Here is a 23455-nt window from a genome sequence, read left to right on the forward strand (position 1 = left end):
GCGACGGCGTTCTCGCACCCCGCTCTGGTGTCGGTCCCTTGAGTCTCCGGCCCATTGGTTTCACTTCTTCGAAGGGTTCGCGTGGTGGCATCACCCACGGTGTCTGCCTGACATGCAGGATCGTGCAGTTCGAGCGCCGCCCAGGTGCTGCGCTCGGCGCGGCGGACCACCGTGCACGCCTGGTGCAGCAGCGCGGCGCCCGCGGTGCCGCCGGGGAGGATGAAGCTGCGCAGCTTCTCCACCTCGGCCAGGAAGCGGTCGCAGTCCGCTTCGAGGCGGTCGACGTAGCGCTGCTCGACCCGCAGCGGCGGGAACTCGGGGTTGGGCGCGACGGGGTTGCACAGGTCGGCGCCGACGTCGAAGAGGTCGTTCTGCACCCGGACGAGCACGGCGCTCACCTCGTCCGACAGCTGGCCGAGGGCCAACGCCGTCCCGATGACGGCGTTGGCCTCGTTGGCGTCGGCGTAGGCGGCGATGCGGGCGTCCGTCTTGGGCACCCGGCTGTTGTCGCCGAGCGCGGTGGTGCCCTGGTCGCCGGTGCGGGTGTAGATCCGCGTGAGATTCACCATGCCCCCGAGCGTAGGCGCTCCGCTGGAGGAGACGCGGCGGGCCGTCCTTCGGGTGCGGCGCCGTCGTGGCTGGTCGCGCCCACGCGGCGGAGCTGCCAGGGTTACTTCCCCGCGCCCCTTCGGGGCGCTACGCGCCGGCCTTGCGGAAGATGCGGGTGCCGAGGGTGAGGGAGACGGCGGCCAGGGCGATCGTGGCCAGGGCGCCGACGGCGATGTCGCTTCCGTAGTCGCCGACGAAGGCGGCCCGCACCGCGTCCACCACGTAGCGGAAGGGCACGAAGTGCGAGACGGTGTCCAGCCACACCGGCGCCAGGGCCATCGGCAGCAGGATCCCGGAGAGCAGCATCGCGGGCAGGTTGATGGAGTTGATGACCGGGGCGAACTCCTGGACGGTGTTGACGCGCATCGCGAAGGCGTAGGACAGCGAGGCCAGCGAGATGCCGAGCAGGCTGACGAAGGCGAAGCCGATCAGCACCCCGAGGACGGGGGCGCGCAGCCCGAAGGCGGTGCCGGCCAGCACCAGCACCAGGGACTGGACGAGGAGCTGCGCGGCGTCCCGCAGCACCCGGCCGAGCAGCAGGGCGAGCCGGCTGACCGGCGTCACCCGCATCCGCTCCACGATGCCGAGCTGCTTCTCCATGATGATGCCGAAGCCGGCGAACGCGGCGGAGAACAGGCCGAGTTGGACGAGCAGGCCGGGGACGAGGGTCTGCCAGGAGTCGCCTCGGCCGCCCAGCGGGACGCCGTCGAGCAGCGGGCCGAAGAAGGCGAGGAAGAGCATGGGCTGGAGCAGCCCGAAGACCAGACTGATCCGGGAGCGCAGCGTCTGCCGGACGTAGCGGCCGAAGACCACGCGGGTGTCGGCGAGCAGGTGGGACATGGTGGGCGTCGATTCCTTCGCTGGGTGGTCGTGGGCTGTCAGAGGGCGACCGGGGCGAGGTCGTCCTTCCGCGGGCCGCGCCCGGTGATGGCGATGAACGTGTCCTGGAGGGTGGCGTCCTCGGCGCCGCCGTACCGGGTCTTCAGCTCGCGCTGGGTGCCCTCGGCGGCGATCCGGCCGTCGTCGACGATGATCAGCCGGTCGGAGAGCTCGTCGGCCTCGTCGAGGTAGTGGGTGGTGAGGAAGACCGTGGTGCCCTGCTGGCCGCGGATCCGGCGGATCAGGTCCCACAGGTCGGCGCGGCTGCCCGGGTCGAGCCCGGTGGTGGGCTCGTCGAGGAAGAGCACCTCGGGGCGGTGGATCAGCGCGAGCGCGATGTCGAGGCGGCGCTTCTGGCCGCCGGAGAGCTCGGCGCACTTGCGGTCGAGCAGCTCGGTCAGGTCGAGCTCGGCGGCCAGCTCGTCGGCGCGGGCCTCGGCCTCGGCGCGCGGCAGCCGGTAGAGGCGGCCCTGGAAGACCAGCTCGTGGCGGACGAGTTCGTCCGGGGCGACGCCGCTGGACTGGGCGACGTAGCCGATGACCCGCCGGACGGCCTCGGGCTCCCCGGCCAGGTCGTGGCCGGCGATGGTGGCGCTGCCCCGGGTGGGGGCGAGGAGCGTGGTGAGCATGCGCAGGGTGGTGCTCTTGCCGGCGCCGTTGGGGCCGAGGAAGCCGAGGATCTCGCCGGGTTCGACGGCCATGTCGATGCCGCGGACGGCCTCCACCGTGCCGCGTTTGGTCTCGAAGGTGCGGGCGAGGTCATGGGTCGTGAGGATCGGAGCCATGACCCCTAGAAAAGCAGGGTCGCTTAAAGATTGCAACGTCACCAAGTTTTAAGTTGGTCAAGAATGGCTACGATGTCGTCATGACGGGCCTCAGGGAGCGCAAGAAGCGGCAGACTCGGCAGCACATCTCCGATGTCGCCACCGGGCTCTTCCTCGAACGTGGATTCGACGCGGTCACCGTCGCCGAGATCGCCGAGGCGGCGGACGTCTCGGTCAACACGGTGTACAACTACTTCCCGGCCAAGGAAGACCTGTTCTTCGACCGCGCCACCGCCACCATCGACCGCCCCGCCCGCCGGGTGCTGGAGCGTGCTCCCGGCCAGTCGGCGGCCGAGGCCGTCCTGGGCGGGCTGCGCGAGGACATCGTGGAGCGGACCCCCTGGGCCGGCCTCAGCGAGGGCTACGCGCACTTCATGCGCACCGCCTTCGCCTCCCCCGCCCTGCTGCACCGGATGCGCGAGATGCAGTTGCAGATGGGGCAGCGGCTCGCCCAGGTGCTGCGCGAGGAGGCCGGCGCCGCCCCCGACGACCGGATCCCGGAGCTCATCGCGGACCACCTGATCCTGCTCCAGTCCAGCCTGATGCGCGCCGGCGGCGCCTGCCTGCTGAACGACGTGCCGCCGGCCCAGGCCGCCGAGCGGATGCTGAAGATGCTGGACGACGCCGAGTGGCTGCTGAGCGACCGCGTCCTCGACTACGCCAGGCGGCCCGCGGAATCCTGAGCCCGGTCGTCCCGGGTCAGGAAGGCGTGCCGCGCGTCCCGCAGCGCCGCCGCCTCGGCCGCCTCCCCCGGGTGGTCGAAGTGCCCGGCGGTCAGCACCACCAACTCCCGTGGCCCGGCCAGTGCGTTGTACACCGCGAACTGCCCGGGCGGCGGCACCGCCGGGTCGAAGAGCGCGGCGGCCACCTGGACCGGGATGCGGATCCTGCCGGCCGCCACGGCCGCGTCGAAGTAACCGAGGACGTCGGCGATCCGCGGGTCGCGGGCGTGCAGTCCGCGCACCGCCTCGCCGCTGCCGACGCAGGGCAGCGTGAGGCGCAGCGGATGGTGGCCGAAGCTGGGCACGGTCAGCGCGGCCGCCGCGAACCGGTCGTCCCAGGGCAGCGCCAGGGCGCCGATGCCGCCGCCGAAGCTATCGCCCAGGTAGTCGAGGCGGCCGGCCGCCGCCGGCACCAGTTCGAGCAGCGCGCTGGCCGCGCACCACACGTCGGCCGCGCACTCGCCGTGCAGATAGCTCTCCCGGGACGCGATCCCGTGCAGCACGTGCGCGTCGACGCGTGACGGCAGGTCGGGGAACCGGCCGCGGCTGCCGAGCCCCCGCAGGCAGGGCCAGAGGGTCGCCGCGCCGGGCGGCGGCAGCTCGGGGTTCGGACGTTCGCGACCGCCGTAGCCGTGGGTGGCGACGCAGCCCCGGGTGACCACGCCGTCCGCCGGGAGCGTCAGCCAACCGCCGATCCGCCGCCCGCCCACCGAGACGTAGCTGACGTCGTGCACCAGCACGTCGCCGATCCGACCGGTGGGCGGCCCGCACCGCGGCGCGACCTCGACGGCGCCGGCCGCCGCGTACCGGGCGCGCCAGAACGAGGCGAAGTCGGCCGGGGCCGGCGGCGGTTCCACCGCGAGCAGCGCCGCGAGGTCCCGGCCGTGGGTGGGATCGAACGGGAGGTCGTGCCGGAGCCCGGCGGTCGCGGCACCGCTCCCGGGGTTCGTGTCCGCGTGCGCGTGCGCCAAGACGATGGGCGGCATCCGTGCTCCAAACGACGGTCGTGGACGGCCGGTTCACCCCGGATGGCCAGGCAGTGTAGCCACCGGCCCCGGTGGTTACGCCAGCGCGCGGAGGCGACCCGGCGGAGCCGCCGACGAACTTTCTTCGTACGACTCCCTTGACCAGCGCACCGGCCGTCTCTACGGTCGCTGCAACGAATCAGCAGTCAACACATCAGTGCTGCTTATGAGTTGCTGATACGAAACAGCTAGGGGATTCTTCGTGCCAGTCAAACGCCACCGGCAAGCGCCGACGCAGGCCGATGTCGCGCGCCGGGCAGGGGTGTCGCAGGCGACGGTCTCGGCCGTGGTCAACGGTCGCGCCGCCGCCAACCGGATACCGGCCGAAACCGAGCGCCTGGTGAAGGACGCCGTCCGGGAGCTGGGCTACGCGGCCAACCCGGCCGCGCGCAGCCTCAGGGGCAAGGGCAACCGCCTGCTCGGGGTGCACACCTTCGAGGCGGTCTTCCCGATCAGCAGCCGCGACTTCTACCACGAGTTTCTCATCGGGGTGGAGGAGCAGGCGGTGGCCGAGGGCTACGACCTGGTGCTCTTCACCTCCACCGAGGGACCCAACGGGCAGCGCCGCCTCTATCAGGCGGACGGCTCCAACCGGCTCAAGGTCGCCGACGGCAGCGTGCTGCTCGGTGTCGCGCACGACCACTCGGACCTCGCCCGACTCGGCCGCGACGGCTACCCGTTCGTCCACATCGGCCGCCGCGAGGTGCCGGGCGCGGAGATCCCGTACGTCGGCGCGGACTACGCCGCCGGCACCCGGGACGCGGTCGCCGGGCTCGTCGCCCTCGGCCACCGCCGCGTCGGCTACCTCGGCATCCCGCACCGGGTCGAGTCGCTGGTGGACCGGGAGGCCGGCTACCGCGCGGCCTGCGCCGCGGCCGGCATCCCGGCGCTGCCGGTGCTGATGGACGGCACCGAGCTGACCCCCGAGTGGTTCGACCTCGCCGTCGGCACCGGCATCACGGCATTCGTCACCGAGGACGAGGGACTGGCCGGCCGGCTCGTCGAGTTCGCGGCCGGGCGGGCGATGGGCATCCCGGACGACCTGTCCGTCATCACCCTCCGCGACACCGCGAACGGCCCCTACCCGGGCACGCCGTGGAGCTGCCTCGGCATCCCGCGCAACGAGATCGGCCGCGCCGCCGTCCGGCTGCTCATCAGCATGCTTCAGGCTCCGCCGGAGACCCGGCTGGGCCCGGCCACGGCCCGCGCCGGCGGCGACCCCGGCGGCGAGGCGACCTCGGTGCCCCAGGCCGACCCCGGCGGCTCGGACGTCGACATCGTCAGCCAAGTCCTGCTGCCCTGCACGCCGCCAGGCGCTGGCACCATCGCCGCGCCGCCGAGGGGGAACGCGTGAACGAGATCACGGCCGACGTGGCCGTCGTCGGCGGCGGACTCGGCGGGGTGGCCGCCGCGCTCGCGGCGGCCCGCAGCGGGCTGCGGGTGGTGCTCACCGAGGAGTACGACTGGCTCGGCGGCCAACTCACCGTGCAGGCCACGCCGCCCGACGAGCACCCCTGGATCGAGCGCTTCGGCTGCACCGCCTCCTACCGGGAGCTCAGGGACGGCATCCGGGACTACTACCGCCGCTGGTACCCGCTCACCGCCGCCGCCCGCGCCGACCGGGCGCTCAACCCGGGCCAGGGCAGGGTGAGCGCGCTGTGCGCCGAGCCGCGCGTCGCGCACGACGTGCTCCAGGCGATGCTCGCCCCCCACCGGGCCGCCGGGCTGCTCGACCTCCGCACCGGGCACCGTCCCGTCGCCGCCACCGCCGACGGCGACGCCGTCACCTCCGTGACCCTCCTCGACCTGGCCGAGGGCGGCGAACTCACGGTCACCGCGCCCTACTTCCTCGACGCCACCGAGACCGGCGAGCTGCTGCCGCTCACCGGCACCGAGTTCGTCACCGGCTTCGAGTCCCGCGACCTGACCGGCGAGCCGAGCGCCCCCGCGACCGCCGCGCCGCACAACATGCAGGCCGTCTCCTGGTGCTTCGCCGTCGAACACCGGCCCGGCGAGGACCACACCATCGACAAGCCAGACGACTACGCCCAGTGGCGCGACTACCGGCCGCCGTACTGGCCCGACCGGATGTTCGGCATGCTGGCCCCCAAGCCGCAGACCCTCGAACCGACCTGGCGCCGCTTCGAGCCCAACCCCGAGCCGAACGACCCCGGCTCGGCGGGCCTGGCCGGCGACCTCGACCTGTGGACGTTTCGCCGGCTGCTGGCCCGCGCCACCTTCACCCCCGGCACCCTCGACAGCGACGTCACCCTCGTCAACTGGCCGATGATCGACTACCTGGAGGGCCCGGTCTTCGGCGGCGACCCCGCCACCGACGCCCACCACGTGGCCGGCGCCAAGCGGATGAGCCGCAGCTTCCTCTACTGGCTCCAGACCGAACTCCCGCGCGCCGACGGGGGATCGGGCCTGCCCGGGCTGCGCACCAGGCCCGACGTGCTCGGCACCGCCGACGGCTTCGCCAAGGGCCCCTACCTGCGCGAGTCCCGCCGGATCAGGGCCCGTTACACCGTCACCGAGCAGGACGTGTCGCTCGCCGTGCGCGGCGAACGCGGCGCCGTGCGCTACCCCGACTCCGTCGGCATCGGCTCCTACCGGATCGACCTGCACCCCTCCACCGGCGGCGACAACTACCTCGACATCGGCTCCAGCCCCTTCCGCATCCCGCTCGGCGCGCTGCTGCCGGAACGCGTCACCAACCTCCTGCCGGCCGCCAAGAACATCGGCACCACCCACATCACCAACGGCTGCTACCGGCTGCACCCGGTCGAGTGGAACGTCGGCGAGGCCGCGGGACTGCTCGCCGCCCACTGCCTGCGCCGGCACGCCACCCCGCACCAGGTCCTGGCCGACGAGCGCCGGCTCGCCGACTACCAGGCCGAACTGACCGACCACGGGGTCGAACTCTCCTGGCCGGAGGTCAGGGGCTACTGACCACCCGAGAGGAGGTGGGCCACCGAACCGACCACCACCGAACCGACCACCACCGGACCGATCACCGACACACCACCGCTCCACCCGCACGCAGCGCCACCCCCACGGAACCGAACCCCAGGGAGAGCCGCATGCTCACCGTACGGAGAAAGCCACCCCGCATCACACCGACCCGACCCCTGCTCGCGCTCCTCGCCCTCGTCCTCGCCCTGTTCACCCTCCCCGCGCTGCCCGCCGCGGCCGAGCCGGCGCCGGCCGCCGCCGTCGACTGGCTCCGCGTCGACGGCAACCAGATCCGCGACGCCGCCGGCCGGCCGGTCACGCTGCGCGGCGTGTCCCTCATCGGCCCCCGGCACCGCGGCGAGTGCACCAACTGCACCCCCAGGAGCATCGCCGACCTCATCGACCTGTCGGTCGACGAGAGCGCCGGCTGGAACTCCCGGGTGGTGCGCCTCCCGGTCACCGAATGGGCGCCCAACGACTCGCTGACCCTGGCCCAGAACATCGAGCGGCACGTCGACCCCTATGTCCAGCAGGCCGTCGACCTGGGCGTCTACCTCATCGTCGACTTCCACCGGGTGCAGAACTTCGGCAGCACCAACGGGGGAGTGCCGCGCGAGATCGTCCAGGAGTTCTGGAACTACGTCGCGCCCCGCTACGCCGACATCCCCAACGTGATCTACGAGGTCTACAACGAGCCCATCAGCCCGGCCTCCTGGCCGCAGTGGAAGAGCTACATCCAGCCCGTCGTCGACGACATCCGCGCCGCGGCCCCGAACAACCTGCTGCTGATGGGCAGCCCCAACTGGTCGACCATGGTCAACCAGGCCGCCGCCGACCCGATCGACGACAGCAACACCGCGTACGTCTACCACCTCTACCCCAACCAGGGCGCGGCCACCGCCGCCAACCTCGACCAGCGGTTCGGCAACGCGGCCCGGCAGATCCCGGTGGTCCTCACCGAGTTCGGCTGGAACCCCGCCGGTCCGTACTCCGACCCGGTCGTCACCCAGGGCACCACGGGATGCTGGGGCTCCCCGCTCCGTGACTACCTGGACGCCCGCCCGCAGATCAGCTGGACGGCCTGGGTCTTTGACAACTACTGGAAGCCCCAGATGTTCGACGAGGACTGGAACCTGATGGGCGGCGAGTTCATGGGCCAGTTCGTCCAGGACTGGCTGGCCGACCTCGCGAACCACAACCAGGCCGGCCGCGACAACGCGCCGGGCGCGGACGACGCGCTCGGCTCCGACGCCGCCCCCGAGGGCGTCATCGTCGACAACGGCGGCGCCGGCTACAGCGACACCGGCGACTGGGTCAGGTCGACCTCGACCCCCGGCTTCTACGGCACCGACTACGCGCACAGCGGCAGCGCCAACGCCTCACCGGCCAAGCGCGCCGTCTTCCAGCCCACCCTGCCCGCCACCGGCACCTACAACGTCTACCTGCGCTGGACGCCCGACGCCAACCGGGCCACCGCCGCGCCGGTGACCGTCCACCGCGGCGGCGGCGCCGGGTCCGCCAGCGTCACCGTCGACCAACGCGTCAACGGCTGCCAGTGGAACCTGGTCGGCACCTACCAACTGACCGCCGGCTCCGACGCCCGGCTCGAACTCTCGGCCGCCTCGGCCGGCTACACCATCGCCGACGCCGCGCTCTTCGAACGCGTCGGCTGAGCCGCTCCCGACCGCACGCACGCGCGCGCCGGCGCCCGCCCTGGGCGCCGGCGCGTGACGCGTGTCTCTTCCGCGGCGTTCGCCGTGCCGATCGGCTACCGGTGGGTAGTAGGGTCGTTGACCCCGCGGCTCGCGGTGACCGAAGCCGCAACACGCACCGGATCGAGGGAGATCACGTGGCCAGGGAGCTCGCCGTCATCGGCGCAGGACTGATGGGTGCCGGCATCGCGCAGGTCGCCGCGCAGGCGGGCTGGCAGGTCACCGTGGTCGACACCACCGAGGACGCGCTGCGCCGGGGCGTCGAGGGCGTCCAGGCGTCCTGGGCCAAGTTCGTCGAGAAGGGCAGACTCACCGGCGAGGAGGCCACCGCAGCCCTCGGCCGGATCACCACCAGCACGGACCTGGGCGCCGCAGCCGAAGCCGACCTCGTCGTGGAGGCCGTCTTCGAGCGGGTGGACGTCAAGCAGGAGCTGTTCCGCACGCTGGACGGCCTGGTCAAGGACACCACCGTGCTCGCCTCCAACACCTCGGCCATCCCGATCACCAAGCTCGCCGCCGCCACCCGCCACCCCGAGCGCGTCGTCGGCACCCACTTCTTCTCGCCGGTGCCGCTGATGGCGCTCTGCGAGCTGGTGCGCGGCCTGCGGACCAGCGACGAGACGCTGGCCACCGCCCGCGAGTTCGCCGAGTCCGTCGGCAAGACCTGCGTCGTCGTCGAGCGGGACGTGGCCGGCTTCGTCACCACGCGGCTGATCTCGGCGCTTGTGGTGGAGGCCGTGAAGCTCTACGAGGCCGGCGTCGCCTCGGCCGAGGACATCGACCTCGCCTGCAGGCTGGGCTTCGGCCACGCCATGGGGCCGCTGGCCACCGCCGACCTCACCGGCGTCGAGATCCTCCAGCACGCCACCGAGAACATCTACGCCGAGACCAGGGACGAGAAGTTCGCGCCGCCCGAGCTGATGCGCCGCATGGTCGACGCCGGCGACTTCGGCCGGAAGGCCGGCCGTGGCTTCTACCAGTACTGACGGCGCCAGCGTTCACTGGCGGGCTCACTCGGCCGGGTGATTCGGATCCCCGATTCGGTATCGGTTTGAGCACGGCTAGGAACCCCGCCGCCCGCGGCGCCGTCTGCTGTATAAGTCTGATCCCTTGAACTCTGAATCACCGTCAGCACCGCGCGAACCTGACGCACCGTCAGCATCCGCGGAACCCGCAGCACCCTCAGCACCTTCTGCCCGCCGCCATCACACGGAACCGGGGGACTCATCCATGCACATCAGGGGCGACCACGCGAGGCTGGTCGTCGCCGGGCGCCTCGACGTGCGCAGCGCGGCCGACGCCAGATCGGCCCTGCACCGCGCGGTGGACACCGGCGACGGCGACCTGGTGCTCGACCTGGCACAGCTCGACTCGTGGGACGCCACCGGGCTCGGCGTCATCATGGGCACCCACCGGCGGGCCGGCCGCTGCGGCCGGCGCCTGGTCCTGCACGACGTCCCGCCCCGGATGCGGCGGGTGTTGGTGGCCACCCGGCTGCACCGCGTCCTCACCATCGCGCCGTGACCCCACGGTGACCTGGCGGCCTTGCCGGACACCGCCGGTCCGTTCCGCGGTCGGCGGCGGTAGCGTGGGGTCCACCACACTCCCCAGGACCGCGTCTGAGAGACACTGACCATGGACCTCAACCTGCCCGTACCCTACGGTGAGCCGCGCCGGGATCCGGACGGAACGGACGACGGTCCCCGCGCGATGGTCGAGCTGGTGGCGGGGGACTTCCTCCTCACCGTCAACCCGGTCGACGGCAGCGAGATCGTCTCCTGCCCGCCGGGCCGCCGCCCGCTGGCCCCGCGCCGGGCCCCCGGCGGCGCCGATCCGGCACCCGCGCACGAAGGCCCGCTCCTGGAGCGTGAGGAGGAGCGGCACCGTCTCTACCGGCTGCTCGCCCGCGGTCGTTCGGTCCGCCTCGTCGGCCCGGCGGGCAGCGGCCGTTCCACGCTGCTGGCCGCCGTCGCCCGCGACTGCGCCGACCTCGCCCCCTACGGCGTCATCCGGCTCAGCGGCTACCGCCGCGGCCCCAAGGACCTGCTCCACGAGCTGTACGCCGCCGTCCACCACACGCCCGGCTACCGCCCGGGGCCGACCGAACTGGTCGCCGAGCTGCGCGGGGTCGGCGCGGTGGTGGTCATCGACGACATCGAGTTCGGCGGCACGGCGCTGGGCGAGATCCTGGAGGCCACCCCGGAGTGCGCCTTCCTGATATCCGCGCGCCCCGGCGTGCCGGCACCGACCGAGCCCTCCGACGTGCGCGAGATCACCCTGGGCGGGCTCAGCCGCACCGCCTCCCTCGAACTGCTCGAACTCGCCGTCGCCCGCCCGCTGACCGAGGCCGAGGCGAGCTGGGCGGGCGACCTCTGGCACCACGCCGAGGGCCTGCCCCAGCGCTTCGTCCAGGCCGCCGCCCTGCTGCGCCGGCGGGCCGGCGCCGACTCGGACGCCGAACTGCCCGACCCCACCGGCCTGGTCCTGGCCCTCGCCGAGTCCCTGCGCGAGGGCGCGCGGGAGATCCTGCGGCTCGCGGTCGCGCTCGGCGACGTCGTGCCGGGGCCCGACCGGCTGGTCGGCCTCGTCGCCGATCCGGCGATGGCCGAGCACCACGCCGACCTGGTGGCCAGCGGCCTGCTCAGCCCGGTCGGCGACCGCCACCGGCTGACGTCCGCGGCCCTCGCCGAGCTGCTCGGCGCCGACTACGCGGACGGCGCCGAGGCCAGATCGCTGGCCGCCGCCCAGCACTACGCCGCGTGGTTCGGGCGGCGCGGCGTCAACGCCGCCGAGGCGGCCGCCGAGGCCGAGGTGCTGCCCAGCGTCATCCAGGCCGCGCAGCGCGCCGGCCACGCGGCGGCCGTCGCCGACCTCGCCCGCGTCGCCGCCCCGGTGCTGGCCGCCTCGCTGCGGTGGAACGTCTGGGAGCGGGTGCTGCGCAGCGGCGCCGAGTCGGCGCGCGGCGCCGGGGCGGTGGCGCAACAGGCCTACTTCCACCACGAGTTGGGCGTGCTGGCCATCTGCCAGGGCCGCCTCGACCGGGCCAGGGCCGAGCTGGAGGCGGCCACCGCGCTGCGCGGCGTGCTCTCCGACGCGCGCGGGGCGGTCGCCGGCCGCCGGGCGCTGGCCCTGGTCGAGGACCTGAGCCGGCCGTTGGCGCTGCCGCCGGGCAGCCAGGACCTCACCCAGCCGCTGGCCCTGCCGCCGGCCGCCACCACGACCCGGCTGCCCGCCGTCGCCGACCCCGCGGCGCCGGCCGGCGACCGGGCGACCACCCGGTTGACCAGGGTCGACCCCGAGCCGCCCGCGGCGCCGACCCGCCGCCGCTCGCGCGGCGCCCGCCGCAACGTGGTGGTGGCCGGCGCGACGGCGGCGCTGGCGGCCGTGCTCGGCACGGTCGTGGCCTTCGGCCTCAGCTCGGACGGCGACTCCCCGGACGACGGCGGCCGCCCCGACCCGGCACCGACCGACGACGACCTCCCGCTGACCACGGACGCCGACCCCACCGACGAGCCGACCGACGAGACCCCCTCGCCGACCGAGACCGAACCCCCGGCCGAACCGTCGGCCGACCCGACGCTGCCGACCGAGGACGCGCCGACGTACGACCCGACGTACCAGCCGGACGACCCGACGACCGGCGGCGGGACCGCCACCGGCGGTTCGGGCGGCGGCGACACCACGGACCCGACCGACGGTTCGAGCGGGGGGAACGAGGGTCAGCCGACCGACCCGCCGACCGAGGAGCCGACGGACGATCCGCCGACCGAGGAGCCGACGGACGATCCCACCACCGAGGAGCCGACGGAGGAGCCGACCACGCCAGGCGACGACGGTGATGGCGACTCCGACGGCACCACGGCCGCCGGCACCATCAGCCCGACGGCGACCCCCACCGCGACGCCGACCGCGTAGCGGCCGGCGGCCGCCGGCCGCCGGCGCGCGTCAGGAGAAGTCGGTGATCACGACGCGCGCGGTGCTGCCGTCCTTCAGCGCCTCGTAGCCGGCGTCGATCTCGCCCAGGCCGATCTCCCGCGAGACCAGGTCGTCGAGGTTCATCCGCCCCTGGAGGTAGAGGGACGCGTAGAAGGGGATGTCCCGCTTGAGGTTCGACGAGCCCATGTAGACGCCCTGGACCCGGTGCGACCCGGTCAGCGTCGTGATCGCGTCGACCTCGACACCGGCGTCGCTGCCGCCCACGCCGATCAGGTAGAGCCCGCCGCCCTTGGCCAGCATCCGCAGCCCCTGGGCCGTGACGGGGCGGGCGCCGACGAAGTCGAAGACGTGGTCGGCGCCCCCGCCGGTGATCTCCCGTACCGCCTCGACCGGGTCGGTGGCCCGGGAGTTGATCACGTGGGTGGCGCCGAACGCCTTGGCGCGCTCCAGCTTGGCGTCCTCGATGTCGACGACGACGATCTTCTCCGCGCCCGCGATGAGGGCACCGCTGACCCCGTTCATGCCGACGCCGCCGGCGCCGATGACGACGACGGTCTCGCCGTGCCGGACCCGGGCGCTGTTGAGCACGGCGCCGGCGCCGGTCAGGACGCCGCAGCCGATGAGCGCGGCCGGCGCCCACGGCATGGCGTCGGGGATGACGGCGAGCTGGTTCTCGTGGATCAGCGCCTCCTGGGCGAAACCGCCGAGCCCCATGCCCTGGGCGACCGGGGAACCGTTCCAGCTGATCCTCGAGGGCTGCCCCGCGGTGCGGAGGGTCACCTCGGGGGCGAGGCATATGTGGGTGCGGCCGCCGAGACAGTTCGCGCAGGCGCCGCAGAACTGGATCAGGCTGCCGACGACGTGGTCGCCGACCCGGGTCCGCGCGACGTCGGGGCCGACCGAGGTGACCACGCCGGCCACCTCGTGGCCCAGGACGACGGGGAACTCCCCGCCGATGAACGTCGCCACACTCAGGTCCGAGTGGCAGAGACCGGACGCTCTGACCTCGACGCGGACCTCCTGTCCGATCGGATCGGCGAGGTCGACGTCCTCGATGACGAAGCCCTGGCCGAGTCCCTTGGTGACGGATGCCTTCATGGTGCTGTCTCTTTTCGTCGCTTTCTGTCCCTTTGGCGGTACGGCCGAGTGTGGCACCGCGCGCCCGGAAAGAAAAGAGACAGGTGTTGATTATTGCTGTTCCAGCGCTTGCGTCCGGGGCGGCACTAGGATCTGGGCATGCCGGAAAGCGAGGAACAGGCCCCCGTCGACCCCAGGGAGCTCGATGTCCGCGTGCTACGCACCCGCGCGCGGCTGTGCGAGGCGGTGGTCCGCCTCGCGTCGGAGGAGCGGGTGGAGGACATCTCGGTCGCCGACCTCGTCCGCGCCGCCCGGATCAACCGCACGACGTTCTACAAGCACGCCGCCAGTCCGGCCGAGGTCCTCGAACAGGTGCTGTACGCGGAGCTCGACCAGGTCAGGGTCGGCTGGCTCGCCGACGCCACGGCCGGGGAACTACCGGTCGACGTCGTCTGGGAGCGCGCGTCGCACACGCTGCTCGACCATCTGGAGCGGTACGACCCGGTCTACACCACCGGCCTGGTGGGCCGGCGCAGCGCCATCCTGCACAACCTCCTCGTCGACCACTTCGCGACCTCGGTCCGTACCCTCCTCGATCACAATCCCGGGCTGCTCCCGGCGGGCGAGGGGCCGGCGAGCTGGCGCGTGGAGGCCCACAGCCGCTTCCTGGCGCACGGCGAGACCGGGCTCGTCGAGGCGTGGCTCTCGCTGCCGGCACCCCGCGACCGCCGCCTCTTCGTCTCCGCCGCCTCGGCCGCCCTCCCGTCCTGGCTGGCCAGCCGGGGGCGCTCTCCCGGCTCCACGCCGAGCCCGGTCTCGCGCCCGCCGACGTCGCGCGGCTGCTCCGGCGCCGGTTGACGGACCTCGACCGGGCTGGGCGAGCGGCAGTGGTGAGCCCTACTCGTGGTCGGTGCAGAGGTGGGCGATCAGGGTCGCGCCGGCCCACGCCTCCCAGGCGTCGGGGGACCAACCCCGGTCGCGGACGAAGACCAGGTACAGCTCGGGGCTGAGCAGCCCGTACAGCAGATCGGCGGCGCGGGCGGTGTCGACGTCGGGGCGGGCGTCGGGCTTGGCGACCAGCGCCTTCGCCGCGGCGTGCTGGACGGTGTAGCGCGGGTCCGGGGCGGCGGGCCACTCCGCGGCGATCTCCGGGTCGGTTGCCGCGGCGGCCGCGATCAGCGGCATGATCGGGGCGACTCGGCCGAGGATGTCGCGTACCCCCCGTACATGGGCGCGTAGTTGTCCGGCCGCGGTGGGTTCGGCGCACGCGGCGCGGAACCACTCGCGGTCCATCGTGGCGACCGGTTCGGCATCACCCGCGATCGACGTGTCGACGACGTCCTTGAACAGCGCGCGCTTGTTGCCGAACACGAAGTACACGGTCTGTACGGCCACACCCGCGCGGTCCGCGACCTCCTGGAGGCTTGTCGCGCCGTACCCCCGCGAGACGAAGAGGTCCCGCGCCGCCGCGACGATCTTCCCGCGGGTGCGCCGCGACCGTTCGGTCCGCTTGTCGGGGCGCCTGGCGTTTTCCTCGTCGGATCCCTTGACCGCATCCATGGGGAGAGTCTATCTCTAGAGGTAGTCACTAGAGTCTGACTCTGAATTCTTGGAAGGGGCAGTGATGAGCGAGACCCGAACGGCTGTGGAGCTTGACCAGGAGGCCGCTGTGCGGCGCGAGTTGGAGGACTACTACCGGGACGGCGAGCCGCCGTGGGACACCGGCGTCACGCCGCCCGAGCTGGTGGCCCTGGTGGAAGGCCCCGGCGCGCTGGTGCCTGGCCGGGCCCTCGAACTCGGCTGCGGCACCGGGACCAACGCGGTGTACCTGGCCCGGCACGGCTGGCGGGTGTCGGCCGTCGACCTGGTCGACCGCGCGGTTCGGCAGGCCCGGGAGAAGGCCGAGGCGGCGGGGGCGGACGTCACGGTGCTGTGCGGGGACGCCACCCGGCTCGACGAGGTCGGCGTGCCGGGCCCGTACGACCTGTTCTTCGACCTGAGCTGCTTCTGCGGGATTCCGCCGCACCGCCGCGACGCCTACGCCGCCGGCCTCACGGAGCGTGCCGCCCCCGGCGCGCGACTGCTGATGTTCGGGTACGGGCCCGAGGCGTTTCCCGACCCGATCTCCGGCGTCACGGCGGACGAACTCGGCGCCAGATTCCCCGGATGGCGGCTGGTCGACGTGACGCCCGGCACGAACCCGGTCCCGACCTACTGGTTCACACTGCGCCGCACCACCGCAGCCGTGCGTCCGGGTTCGCGCCAACAGGCGGAATGAGCCGCGGCGTTGATCGTCATCGAGGGATGAGGCACGGTGCCGAGGACGCCGGGCGGTCAGGTTCGGCCGGTCAGGTTCGGCCGGTCAGAACAGCCGGTCTTCCTTGTTGTCGATGCCCCGAAGCTCGTCGTAATCGAGGACGACGCACCGGATGCCGCGGTCCTCGGCGAGCGTCCGGGCCTGCGGCGCGATGCTCTGGGCCGCGAGAACCCCCCCGACGGGCGCGAGTGTCGTGTCGCGGTTGAGGAACTCCAGGTACCGCGTGAGCTGTTCCACGGCATCGATCGTGGCACGCCGCTTGAGCTCGACCGCGATCGTCACGCCGTTCGTGTCGCGGCCCAGGATGTCCACCGGGCCGATGGCCGTCGGGTACTCGCGGCGGATCAACGACCAGCCCTCGCCCAGTGTTTCCATCCGGTCGGCCAGGAGCTCCTGGAGGTGCGCCTCGACGCCGTCCTTGATCAGGCCCGGGTCGACGCCGAGTTCGTGGGAGGAGTCGTGCAGGATCTCCTCCATCGTGATGATCAGCTTCTCGCCGCCCTTGTTCTCGACGGTCCACACCGCCTTGGCGTCCCCTTCGCCGTCGGCCTCCTTCAGGGCGCACGGCGGGGACATCCAGTTGAGCGGCTTGTAGGCCCGGTCGTCCGCGTGGATCGAGACCGAGCCGTCGGCCTTGACGAGGATCAGCCGGGGCGCGGAGGGCAGGTGTGCGGTGAGGCGGCCGGCGTAGTCGACCGAGCAGCGGGCGATGACGAGACGCATGCGCTCAGCCTACGGGCCGGGGGAGGGAGCCGCTGCCACGTGGGTTGGTCGCGGAGGTCAGCACCGCCTGGCGGGCGCCGATCGCGAGGACACGCGAGTCCGCCTCCGTGAACCCGGCGGCCGCCACCAGTTCGTCGGCGTCCCGCGTTGAGCGGGGCAACGGCACGTCGGGGGCGAGGAGTTCGGAGATCCGCGCCGCCGGGCGGAAGTGCGTGGCCAGCGGCAGTGTGAACCCCACCCGGCCCCCCGGGCGCAGCGCCCGCCGCCAGTCGGCCAGGGCCCGGCGCCCGAGGAAGTGCAGGGACGAGGCGCAGAAGACGGCGTCCAGCGAGTGGTCGGCGACCGGCAGCGGCACGGCGTCCCCGACGCGCCACTCGATCGCTGCTTCGAGAGCGGTGGCCCTGGCCCGGCCCACGGCGATCATCCCGGGGGACAGGTCGACGGCCAGCACCGGACGGGCCGTTGCCCGGCGGTTGCGCGCGACGTGCCGGGCGACGGCCCCCGCCCCGCACGCCGCGTCCGCGACGGCCCCGTCCGTGCCCGGTGCCACCCAGGCCACCAGGGCCCGGGCGATCTCCTCGTGGTACGCGTGGTCATAACTCTCGGCCACCTCGTCGAAGCTCGCGGCCAGCGTGGTGCTCCTGGCCATCGCCATCCTGGTCATCGCCCCAGGCTAAGCCCGGATCCGCCGGGCCACAGTCGCCACGGGCGGACTACCGTCGCCGCACGTAGGCGCCGGTCCGGAGGTCAAGCGGCGGCCGCGAGCGCGGTTGCCCAAACCCGGACGGCCTCAAGGTGCTGGGGGCGGATGCCGACGTGGTGTCGGGGCTGGAGCAGAAGGGTGGGCCGGCCGCCGCTGGTGCGGGCGGTGGCCCAGGCGTGGTCGGCGGCGGTGAAGTCGTCGTCGATCCAGGCGAACGGGGTGCCGGCCGCGTGTTCGGCGAGGTGGTCGCGCTTCCAGAGATAGCCGTCGGGGTGGCTGGTCGTCAGCTGCCGGTGTGGAAGGGGGACATGGGGCCAGTCGGGTAGGCCGAGGCGGGGTGCGATCAGGCGTGCCGCGTCATGGCGCCAACTGGTGCACCACACGGGCGCCAGGCCGGTGTCGGCTATGAGGTCGCGAAGTTCGGTGCCGTGGCGGGGGTTGAGCCAGATCCTCACGGGCGTCTCGCGGTCCGAGGGGATGACGTGGTGGACGTGGTGGGTCGCGGGGGCGTTGCCGAGTTCGTCGGGACCGGGGATGAGGACTCCGTCGATGTCGAGGTAGAGCAGCATGCGGTTCTCCCTGTCTCCGCTGGTCAGCGTCGGGTGAGGACGGTGATGTAGTCGTGGTGGGCGTCAGCGCGGAGGACGATGAGGAGTTGTCCGCCGGGCCGCAGCGCAGTGGCGACGGCAGCCAGGAGTGGGCCGGGGGTGGTAAAGGAGAAGGCTCCGAAGATTGACAGGCAGACGTCGACGGAGCCTGGCGGGACGTCGCCAAGGCAGCGGGCGGCGTCCCCGTTGCGGAAGTGAAGTCGGGGGAGATGCCCGTAGCAGGCGCGGGCCAGGTGGATCTTCGCGGGATCGTGGTCTATGCCGATGCAGCGGGCCCCTTGGGTGGTGAGGTGGGCGAGGTTGTGGCCGCCGCCGCAGCCGAGTTCAACCACGAGGGCTCCGTTGATGTCCCCGAGGAGCGAGGCGTCGGGGCCAGTGCCTGGGCGCCTGGTGAGCTCCAGGCGACCTGTCGGACTCAGACGTCCAGCAGCTGGGCGGCTTCCAGGACGTGGCGGGTGATGACACTCATCCACGAGTGATCTGCTCCTTCGGCCCAGCCCAGGTCCATCTGCTGGGTGAACCATTCGGCCACCCACACCCGGTGCCAGCCCAGGGCCCATGCGGTGGCGTCCAGGCCACCACGGTCGGCGAGGGTTTCGGCCGGCCCGCCGGCTTCGACGTAGGTGGTGAGGAAGCCGCGGGTGCGATCGGTGTCCGGAGTCGTGGTGGTGCCATGCCAGGACGCCAGGTCCAGCAGCCCCGGGCCGGTGAACGCACGTGCCACGTCGAGCACCCGCAGTCCCGTGACACCGACGTGGAGGGAGGTGGGGTGGAACTCCGAGTGCACCAGGCCGAACGGTGGCAGCTCGGCGTCCTTGGTCCGGGTGTCAGCTGCTCGGCACAGGTCGGTCGCCGCGGCTTGGGCCTCGTTGCTTGCGCCGTAGCGGGCCAAACGCCGGGTGATTTCCCTGGGGAGCGCGGCGAGTTCGGCTTCGCCCAGGTGAGGTAGGCCGGGTGCCGCGGTGATGCGGTGGATCTGTACGGCGGCAGTCGCGCCGTCCAGATCGTCGGCCTCGCGCAGGGGCTCCCCGAGGTCTTCCATCAGCATGCCGAGTAGGTGTCCTGAGCGGTGGGCGGCGTGGACAGCGGGGACCGGGAGCCCGGCGGCCGCCGCGGTCTTGAGGGCGTGGTCCTCGCGGTCGAACGGCGCCTCGGCGTACTTGAACACCACGGAGGCGCCGTCGGGGAACGCGAGCCTTTCCACCCCGGAGCGGGCCCAGACACGGATCGGCCGGCGAGCCGGGGTGTTGGTCAGGCCGGCATCGGCAAGCAGACCGGGCAACATGGCGGTCACGTCCGTGGCGTCCATCAGGTGATCCCTCCGGTCGGTCAGTCGCTGGTTCGGTCACCGGCACGGCAGGCGTACACCGCGGCCAACCAGTCGTCACGGAAGGCCCGCAGGTCGGCGCGGAAGGTCTCGACGGAGGCACCGTAGGGGAGGCAGGCGCCTCCGGACTGGTCGGGCACGGACTGGCAGCCGTGCACGAGTCGACCGCCGAGCGCGGTGTGGGCCTTGATGGACTCCACGCGCCGCGACTCGTTGAACCATGTGCTGTGGTACACCTCGTCGCCCGTGGACTGTGGGAACGCTCCGAGCAACTCCTCGCCGGACGACTGTCCGAGTCGGCGTGACGGGAGCGCACGACGACGGCGCGCCCTCCCCACCGCCATGGTGGGGAGGGCGCGCCGTCGTGCGGAGGGCCGGTCAGACGCCGGCCGCTTCCTTGGGCTTGGCCAGGTCGGGCGCCGGCGGCGCCGGTGGCGCGCCGTGGCCGTCGTCGACCATGGTCGCCTCGTCGAACGGGATCTCGCCCTTGAGGACCTGGGACATCCGGTCCTTGTCGACCTCCTTGGTCCAGGTGCCGATGATGACCGTGGCCACCGCGTTGCCCGCGTAGTTGGTGAGGGCGCGGGCCTCGCTCATGAAGCGGTCGATGCCGACGATCAGGCCGACGCCGTCGAGGAGTTCGGGGCGGTGCGACTGGAGGCCACCGGCCAGGGTGGCCAGGCCGGCGCCGGTGACGCCCGCCGCGCCCTTGGACGCGATGATCATGAAGCCGAGCAGCGAGAGCTGTTCGCCGATCGCCAGGGGCTCGCCCATCGCCTCGGCGATGAACAGCGAGGCCATGGTGAGGTAGATGGCCGTGCCGTCCAGGTTGAACGAGTAGCCGGTCGGCACGGTGATGCCGACGACCGGCTTGCTGACGCCCGCGTGCTCCATCTTGGCGATCAGGCGCGGCAGCGCCGACTCGGACGAGGAGGTGGAGAGGATCAGCAGGAACTCGCGTCCCAGGTAGCGCAGCAGCGAGAAGATGTTGACGCCGGCGACCACCCGCAGCAGCAGGCCGAGGATGCCGAAGACGAAGATCATGCAGGTCAGGTAGAAGCCGATCATGATGACGGCCAGCGAGCGCAGCGCGTCCACGCCGGTCTCGCCCACCACCGCCGCGATGGCGCCGAACGCGCCCACGGGGGCGGCCCACATGATCATGGCCAGCACCCGGAAGACCAGCCGCTGGATGTGCTCGATGCCGCGCAGCACCGGCTCGCCCGCCGAGCCCATGGCCTGGAGCGCGAAGCCGGCCAGCAGCGCGACCAGCAGCGTCTGCAGCACCTCGCCCTCGGTGAAGGCGGAGACCATGGTGGTCGGGATGATCCCGAGCAGGAAGTCCGTGGTCGACTCCGAGGCGCCCTCGGCCTGGGAGGCGCCGACGTCCGCCGTGGCCTCGGTGATGTGCAGGCCCGAGCCCGGCTCCAGGATGTTGCCGACCACCAGGCCGATGGCCAGCGCCAGCGTGGACATCGCCAGGAAGTAGCCGAGCGCCAGGCCGCCGACCGCGCCGACCTTGGCGGCCTTCCGGACCGAGCCGATGCCGAGCACGATCGTGCAGAAGATGACCGGCGAGATCATCATCTTGATCAGGTTGACGAACCCGGCGCCCAGGGGCTTGAGCTCTACGGCGAAGTCGGGGGCGGCGAGGCCCACCGCGATGCCGGCGACCACCGCCGCGATGACGGCGATGTAGAGATAGTGGGTCCGGTCCCGTCTGGTCTTGCCGCCCTGTGCGGGCGCGGTGGGGGTCTGCGCAGCCACGGTTCTCGTCTCCTCGTCCTCGTGGAGTGTGCGGCTCTCGTGGTGGTCGCCGGCTGAGCTGGTTGCAAGGGGGTGGTGACTAAGGGGAGGCGTCGTCTTGACGCCTTGGTGAATATGCACCCCCCCTGTGACCCCGGTCACGCTTACGTTCATTACGTTCACGGTCATGTTCATGAGCAGGTGTGACGGGTGGGTTTCGGCCATCGTCATAATCCGGGCACACTGGCGGCATGCGACTGCCCCGATCGCTCCGCCTGCCGCGTCTGCCCAGGCCCCGCAGCCTGGCCGGCCAGCTCTTCGCCATGCAGGTGGTGCTGGTGGCCGCCGTGGTGGCCGGTTGCGCGATCTTCGCCTACGTCACCGACCGCTCCCAGGCCGAGGACGCGGCCCGCGACGAGGTGACCGCGGCGGCCGTGGCCCTCGCCAACTCGCCCACCGTCAAGGAGGCGGCGGCCGGGCCCGACCCGTCGACCGTGCTCCAGCCCTACGCCGAGCGCGTCATGGACCAGACCGGGATCACCTTCGTCACGATCATGGCCCCGGACGGCGAGCGGTGGACGCACCGCGATCCGGCCCAGATCGGCGAGACCTTCCTGGGGCACACCGAGTCCGCGCTGCGCGGCGAGACCTTCACCGAGACCTACACCGGCACCCTGGGCCGCTCGGTCCGGGTGGTCACCCCCGTCCAGGACGCCGACGGGCAGGTGATCGGGCTGGTCAGCGCCGGGATCACGGTGGACGAGATCAGCGAGCGGCTGGCCGGCCAGGTCGCCGCGCTGCTCGCCATGGCGGCCGGCGCGCTGCTGCTCGGCGGCGTCGGCACCTATGTCGTCAACGCCAGGCTCCGCCGGCACACGCACGGCATGAACGCGGCCGAGCTGAGCCGGATGCACGACTACCACGAGGCCACCCTGCACGCCGTCCGCGAGGGCCTGCTGCTGCTCGACGCCGACGGCCGGATCGCGCTGATCAACGACGCCGGCCGGGAACTGCTCGGCCTCACCGGCGAACAGCTCGGCCGGCCGGCCGACCGCCTCGGCCTGCCGCGCCCGCTCACCGAGGCGCTGCTGTCCGCCGAGCCCCGGGTGGACGAGGTGTACGTGACGGACGAGCGGATCGTCGTGCTCAACTCGTCGCCGGTCTCGGGCGGCGAGCGGCACGGCACGGTGGTCACGCTGCGCGACCACACCGAGCTCCAGTCGCTGTCCGGCGAGCTGGACTCGGTGCGCGGTTTCGCCGAGGCGCTGCGCTCCCAGGCGCACGAGGCGGCCAACCGGCTGCACGCCGTCGTCTCGCTGATCGAGCTGGGGCGGGCCGAGGAGGCCGTCGAGTTCGCCACCGCCGAGCTGGAGCTGGCCCAGGCCCTCACCGACCAGGTGGTGGGGGCGGTCGGCGAGCCCGTGCTGGCGGCGCTGCTGCTCGGCAAGGCCGCCGAGGCCAACGAGCGGGGCGTCGAGCTGGTGCTCACCCCGGAGAGCCGGATGGACGACGGGGTGCTGCCGCCCGACCTGCCGCCGCGCGACCTGGTGACCATCCTCGGCAACCTGATAGACAACGCGATCGACGCCTGCGGGGACGGCGCGGCCCCCGGCCGGATCGGCGTGACGGTGCGGGTGGAGGGCGGCGAGCTGCTGCTGAGCGTCGCGGACACCGGCGCCGGGATCGCGCCCGAGGCCGTCGAGGACGCGTTCCGGCGCGGCTGGTCGACCAAGCCGGGGAAGCAGGGCGTCGGACGCGGGCTCGGCCTGGCGCTGGTCCGGCAGGCGGTGCGGCGCAACCGGGGCGGCATCGAGATCTCCCGGGCCCCGGCCGGCGGGGCGCTGTGCGCCGTGCGGCTGCCGCTGCGGGCCGGCGTGGTGACGGTGTGAGCGGGGGTGGCGTGAACGAGATCGGGGTGCTGGTCGTCGAGGACGACCCGCTGGCCGCCGAGGCGCACGGCCGGTACGTGGACCGGGTGCCGGGCTTCGCGGTGCGCGGCACCGCCCACTCGGGCGCCGAGGCGCAGCGGCTGCTGGAGCAGCGGCCGGTGGACCTGCTGCTGCTCGATCTCTACCTGCCGGACGGGCACGGGCTGCGGCTGGTGCGCTCGCTGCGGGCGGCCGGCCACGGCGCGGACGTGATCGCGGTGACCTCGGCGCGCGACCTGGCGGTGGTGCGGGAGGGCGTCTCGCTCGGGGTGGTGCAGTACGTGCTCAAGCCGTTCACGTTCGCGACGCTCCGCGACCGGCTGGTGCGGTACGCCGAGTTCCGGGGGGCGGTGGGGGAGGCCGG

The 23455-nt window shown here is 72.9% G+C and carries 23 protein-coding genes and 1 pseudogene; 11 read left to right on the forward strand and 13 right to left on the reverse strand.

Annotated features, from left to right (window positions below; translation table 11 throughout):
- The 3 genes from E1283_RS07365 to E1283_RS07375 form a co-directional block, all read right to left on the reverse strand.
- Positions 1–569, reverse strand: a 569-nt coding sequence (locus tag E1283_RS07365) for a cob(I)yrinic acid a,c-diamide adenosyltransferase (RefSeq protein ID WP_132817087.1), incomplete at its 3' end; no start/stop codon positions are given.
- A 127-nt stretch (positions 570–696) separates the two neighbouring features.
- Entirely contained in the window at positions 697–1449 is a 753-nt protein-coding gene (locus tag E1283_RS07370; RefSeq protein ID WP_132817088.1) for an ABC transporter permease, read from the reverse strand.
- Positions 1450–1487: 38 nt separating this feature from the next.
- The gene (locus tag E1283_RS07375; protein WP_132817089.1) at positions 1488–2273 is read right to left on the reverse strand and encodes an ABC transporter ATP-binding protein; all 786 of its coding nucleotides are present in this window, start codon (positions 2271–2273) and stop codon (positions 1488–1490) included.
- An 80-nt stretch (positions 2274–2353) separates the two neighbouring features.
- Between E1283_RS07375 and E1283_RS07380 the strand changes: the two genes are divergently transcribed.
- Complete coding sequence (locus E1283_RS07380; protein WP_132817090.1) at positions 2354–2995, forward strand: TetR/AcrR family transcriptional regulator; 642 nt, start codon at positions 2354–2356, stop codon at positions 2993–2995.
- On the opposite strand, the gene E1283_RS07385 is transcribed toward E1283_RS07380, so the two are convergent.
- Positions 2968–4020: an acetylxylan esterase gene (locus E1283_RS07385; protein ID WP_132817091.1), complete on the reverse strand. Its 1053-nt coding sequence runs from the start codon at positions 4018–4020 to the stop codon at positions 2968–2970. The two genes, E1283_RS07380 and E1283_RS07385, sit on opposite strands and share 28 nt — an antisense overlap.
- A gap of 241 nt (positions 4021–4261) precedes the next feature.
- Here E1283_RS07385 and E1283_RS07390 point away from each other — a divergent pair, with 241 nt between their 5' ends.
- The 6 genes from E1283_RS07390 to E1283_RS07415 all read left to right on the forward strand — a co-directional run bounded on the left by E1283_RS07390 (position 4262) and on the right by E1283_RS07415 (position 12641).
- Positions 4262–5413, forward strand: coding sequence for a LacI family DNA-binding transcriptional regulator (locus E1283_RS07390; RefSeq protein WP_132817092.1), 1152 nt, complete (start codon positions 4262–4264; stop codon positions 5411–5413).
- A 5-nt stretch (positions 5414–5418) separates the two neighbouring features.
- The gene (locus tag E1283_RS07395) at positions 5419–7011 is read left to right on the forward strand and encodes an FAD-dependent oxidoreductase (RefSeq protein WP_132817105.1); all 1593 of its coding nucleotides are present in this window, start codon (positions 5419–5421) and stop codon (positions 7009–7011) included.
- Between the two features lie 131 nt (positions 7012–7142).
- Positions 7143–8687: a cellulase family glycosylhydrolase gene (locus tag E1283_RS07400; protein ID WP_132817093.1), complete on the forward strand. Its 1545-nt coding sequence runs from the start codon at positions 7143–7145 to the stop codon at positions 8685–8687.
- Positions 8688–8863: 176 nt separating this feature from the next.
- A complete protein-coding gene (locus tag E1283_RS07405) occupies positions 8864–9712 on the forward strand; it encodes a 3-hydroxyacyl-CoA dehydrogenase family protein (protein ID WP_132817094.1) in 849 nt (282 codons plus the stop codon).
- A gap of 244 nt (positions 9713–9956) precedes the next feature.
- On the forward strand, positions 9957–10250 hold the full coding sequence (locus E1283_RS07410; protein ID WP_132817095.1) for an STAS domain-containing protein: 294 nt from the start codon (positions 9957–9959) through the stop codon (positions 10248–10250).
- Positions 10251–10361: 111 nt separating this feature from the next.
- Positions 10362–12641: an ATP-binding protein gene (locus tag E1283_RS07415; RefSeq protein WP_132817096.1), complete on the forward strand. Its 2280-nt coding sequence runs from the start codon at positions 10362–10364 to the stop codon at positions 12639–12641.
- Between the two features lie 30 nt (positions 12642–12671).
- Here E1283_RS07415 and E1283_RS07420 read toward each other — a convergent pair whose 3' ends face one another.
- Entirely contained in the window at positions 12672–13760 is a 1089-nt protein-coding gene (locus E1283_RS07420) for a zinc-binding dehydrogenase (protein ID WP_132817097.1), read from the reverse strand.
- A 138-nt stretch (positions 13761–13898) separates the two neighbouring features.
- Between E1283_RS07420 and E1283_RS07425 the strand changes: the two genes are divergently transcribed.
- On the forward strand, positions 13899–14597 hold the full coding sequence (locus E1283_RS07425) for a TetR/AcrR family transcriptional regulator (protein ID WP_243744664.1): 699 nt from the start codon (positions 13899–13901) through the stop codon (positions 14595–14597).
- A 39-nt stretch (positions 14598–14636) separates the two neighbouring features.
- On the opposite strand, the gene E1283_RS07430 is transcribed toward E1283_RS07425, so the two are convergent.
- Positions 14637–15299, reverse strand: coding sequence for a TetR/AcrR family transcriptional regulator (locus E1283_RS07430; protein WP_132817098.1), 663 nt, complete (start codon positions 15297–15299; stop codon positions 14637–14639).
- A 64-nt stretch (positions 15300–15363) separates the two neighbouring features.
- On the opposite strand from E1283_RS07430, the gene E1283_RS07435 reads away from it, so the two are divergent.
- Entirely contained in the window at positions 15364–16017 is a 654-nt protein-coding gene (locus E1283_RS07435; protein WP_132817099.1) for a class I SAM-dependent methyltransferase, read from the forward strand.
- Positions 16018–16101: 84 nt separating this feature from the next.
- On the opposite strand, the gene nucS is transcribed toward E1283_RS07435, so the two are convergent.
- The 7 genes and pseudogenes from nucS to E1283_RS07470 all read right to left on the reverse strand — a co-directional run bounded on the left by nucS (position 16102) and on the right by E1283_RS07470 (position 21184).
- On the reverse strand, positions 16102–16779 hold the full coding sequence (gene nucS / locus E1283_RS07440; RefSeq protein ID WP_132817100.1) for an endonuclease NucS: 678 nt from the start codon (positions 16777–16779) through the stop codon (positions 16102–16104).
- A gap of 4 nt (positions 16780–16783) precedes the next feature.
- Positions 16784–17443: a class I SAM-dependent methyltransferase gene (locus E1283_RS07445; RefSeq protein WP_243744665.1), complete on the reverse strand. Its 660-nt coding sequence runs from the start codon at positions 17441–17443 to the stop codon at positions 16784–16786.
- 83 nt (positions 17444–17526) lie between these two features.
- On the reverse strand, positions 17527–18051 hold the full coding sequence (locus tag E1283_RS07450) for an HAD domain-containing protein (protein ID WP_132817101.1): 525 nt from the start codon (positions 18049–18051) through the stop codon (positions 17527–17529).
- Between the two features lie 23 nt (positions 18052–18074).
- On the reverse strand, positions 18075–18422 hold the full coding sequence (locus E1283_RS37085) for a class I SAM-dependent methyltransferase (RefSeq protein WP_165956046.1): 348 nt from the start codon (positions 18420–18422) through the stop codon (positions 18075–18077).
- A gap of 83 nt (positions 18423–18505) precedes the next feature.
- Complete coding sequence (locus tag E1283_RS07460) at positions 18506–19399, reverse strand: protein kinase family protein (protein WP_243744666.1); 894 nt, start codon at positions 19397–19399, stop codon at positions 18506–18508.
- Positions 19400–19419: 20 nt separating this feature from the next.
- Positions 19420–19659, reverse strand: a pseudogene (locus E1283_RS07465) (hypothetical protein); the annotation flags it as partial.
- 136 nt (positions 19660–19795) lie between these two features.
- A complete protein-coding gene (locus tag E1283_RS07470; RefSeq protein ID WP_132817103.1) occupies positions 19796–21184 on the reverse strand; it encodes a cation:dicarboxylate symporter family transporter in 1389 nt (462 codons plus the stop codon).
- 230 nt (positions 21185–21414) lie between these two features.
- On the opposite strand from E1283_RS07470, the gene E1283_RS07475 reads away from it, so the two are divergent.
- Together E1283_RS07475 and E1283_RS07480 are read left to right on the forward strand one after the other, a co-directional pair.
- Entirely contained in the window at positions 21415–23052 is a 1638-nt protein-coding gene (locus E1283_RS07475; protein ID WP_132817104.1) for a sensor histidine kinase, read from the forward strand.
- 11 nt (positions 23053–23063) lie between these two features.
- Positions 23064–23455: response regulator (locus tag E1283_RS07480; RefSeq protein WP_207930322.1), on the forward strand; the 392-nt coding region annotated here is incomplete at its 3' end.

This window comes from Streptomyces hainanensis (assembly GCF_004348415.1).
In the GTDB taxonomy this organism is placed as follows: Bacteria; Actinomycetota; Actinomycetes; order Streptomycetales; family Streptomycetaceae; genus Streptomyces; species Streptomyces hainanensis.

Bases quoted from the DNA above. Each gene is read 5' to 3' on its own strand.
- nucS (WP_132817100.1), bottom strand. From the start codon at position 16,779: ATGCGTCTCGTCATCGCCCGCTGCTCGGTCGACTACGCCGGCCGCCTC.
- E1283_RS07375 (WP_132817089.1), bottom strand. From the start codon at position 2,273: ATGGCTCCGATCCTCACGACCCATGACCTCGCCCGCACCTTCGAGACC.
- E1283_RS07420 (WP_132817097.1), bottom strand. From the start codon at position 13,760: ATGAAGGCATCCGTCACCAAGGGACTCGGCCAGGGCTTCGTCATCGAG.
- E1283_RS07400 (WP_132817093.1), top strand. From the start codon at position 7,143: ATGCTCACCGTACGGAGAAAGCCACCCCGCATCACACCGACCCGACCC.
- E1283_RS07370 (WP_132817088.1), bottom strand. From the start codon at position 1,449: ATGTCCCACCTGCTCGCCGACACCCGCGTGGTCTTCGGCCGCTACGTC.
- E1283_RS07415 (WP_132817096.1), top strand. From the start codon at position 10,362: ATGGACCTCAACCTGCCCGTACCCTACGGTGAGCCGCGCCGGGATCCG.
- E1283_RS07475 (WP_132817104.1), top strand. From the start codon at position 21,415: ATGCGACTGCCCCGATCGCTCCGCCTGCCGCGTCTGCCCAGGCCCCGC.
- E1283_RS07410 (WP_132817095.1), top strand. From the start codon at position 9,957: ATGCACATCAGGGGCGACCACGCGAGGCTGGTCGTCGCCGGGCGCCTC.
- E1283_RS07460 (WP_243744666.1), bottom strand. From the start codon at position 19,399: ATGGACGCCACGGACGTGACCGCCATGTTGCCCGGTCTGCTTGCCGAT.
- E1283_RS07425 (WP_243744664.1), top strand. From the start codon at position 13,899: ATGCCGGAAAGCGAGGAACAGGCCCCCGTCGACCCCAGGGAGCTCGAT.
- E1283_RS07430 (WP_132817098.1), bottom strand. From the start codon at position 15,299: ATGGATGCGGTCAAGGGATCCGACGAGGAAAACGCCAGGCGCCCCGAC.
- E1283_RS07445 (WP_243744665.1), bottom strand. From the start codon at position 17,443: ATGACCAGGATGGCGATGGCCAGGAGCACCACGCTGGCCGCGAGCTTC.
- E1283_RS07450 (WP_132817101.1), bottom strand. From the start codon at position 18,051: ATGCTGCTCTACCTCGACATCGACGGAGTCCTCATCCCCGGTCCCGAC.
- E1283_RS07380 (WP_132817090.1), top strand. From the start codon at position 2,354: ATGACGGGCCTCAGGGAGCGCAAGAAGCGGCAGACTCGGCAGCACATC.
- E1283_RS07385 (WP_132817091.1), bottom strand. From the start codon at position 4,020: ATGCCGCCCATCGTCTTGGCGCACGCGCACGCGGACACGAACCCCGGG.
- E1283_RS07435 (WP_132817099.1), top strand. From the start codon at position 15,364: ATGAGCGAGACCCGAACGGCTGTGGAGCTTGACCAGGAGGCCGCTGTG.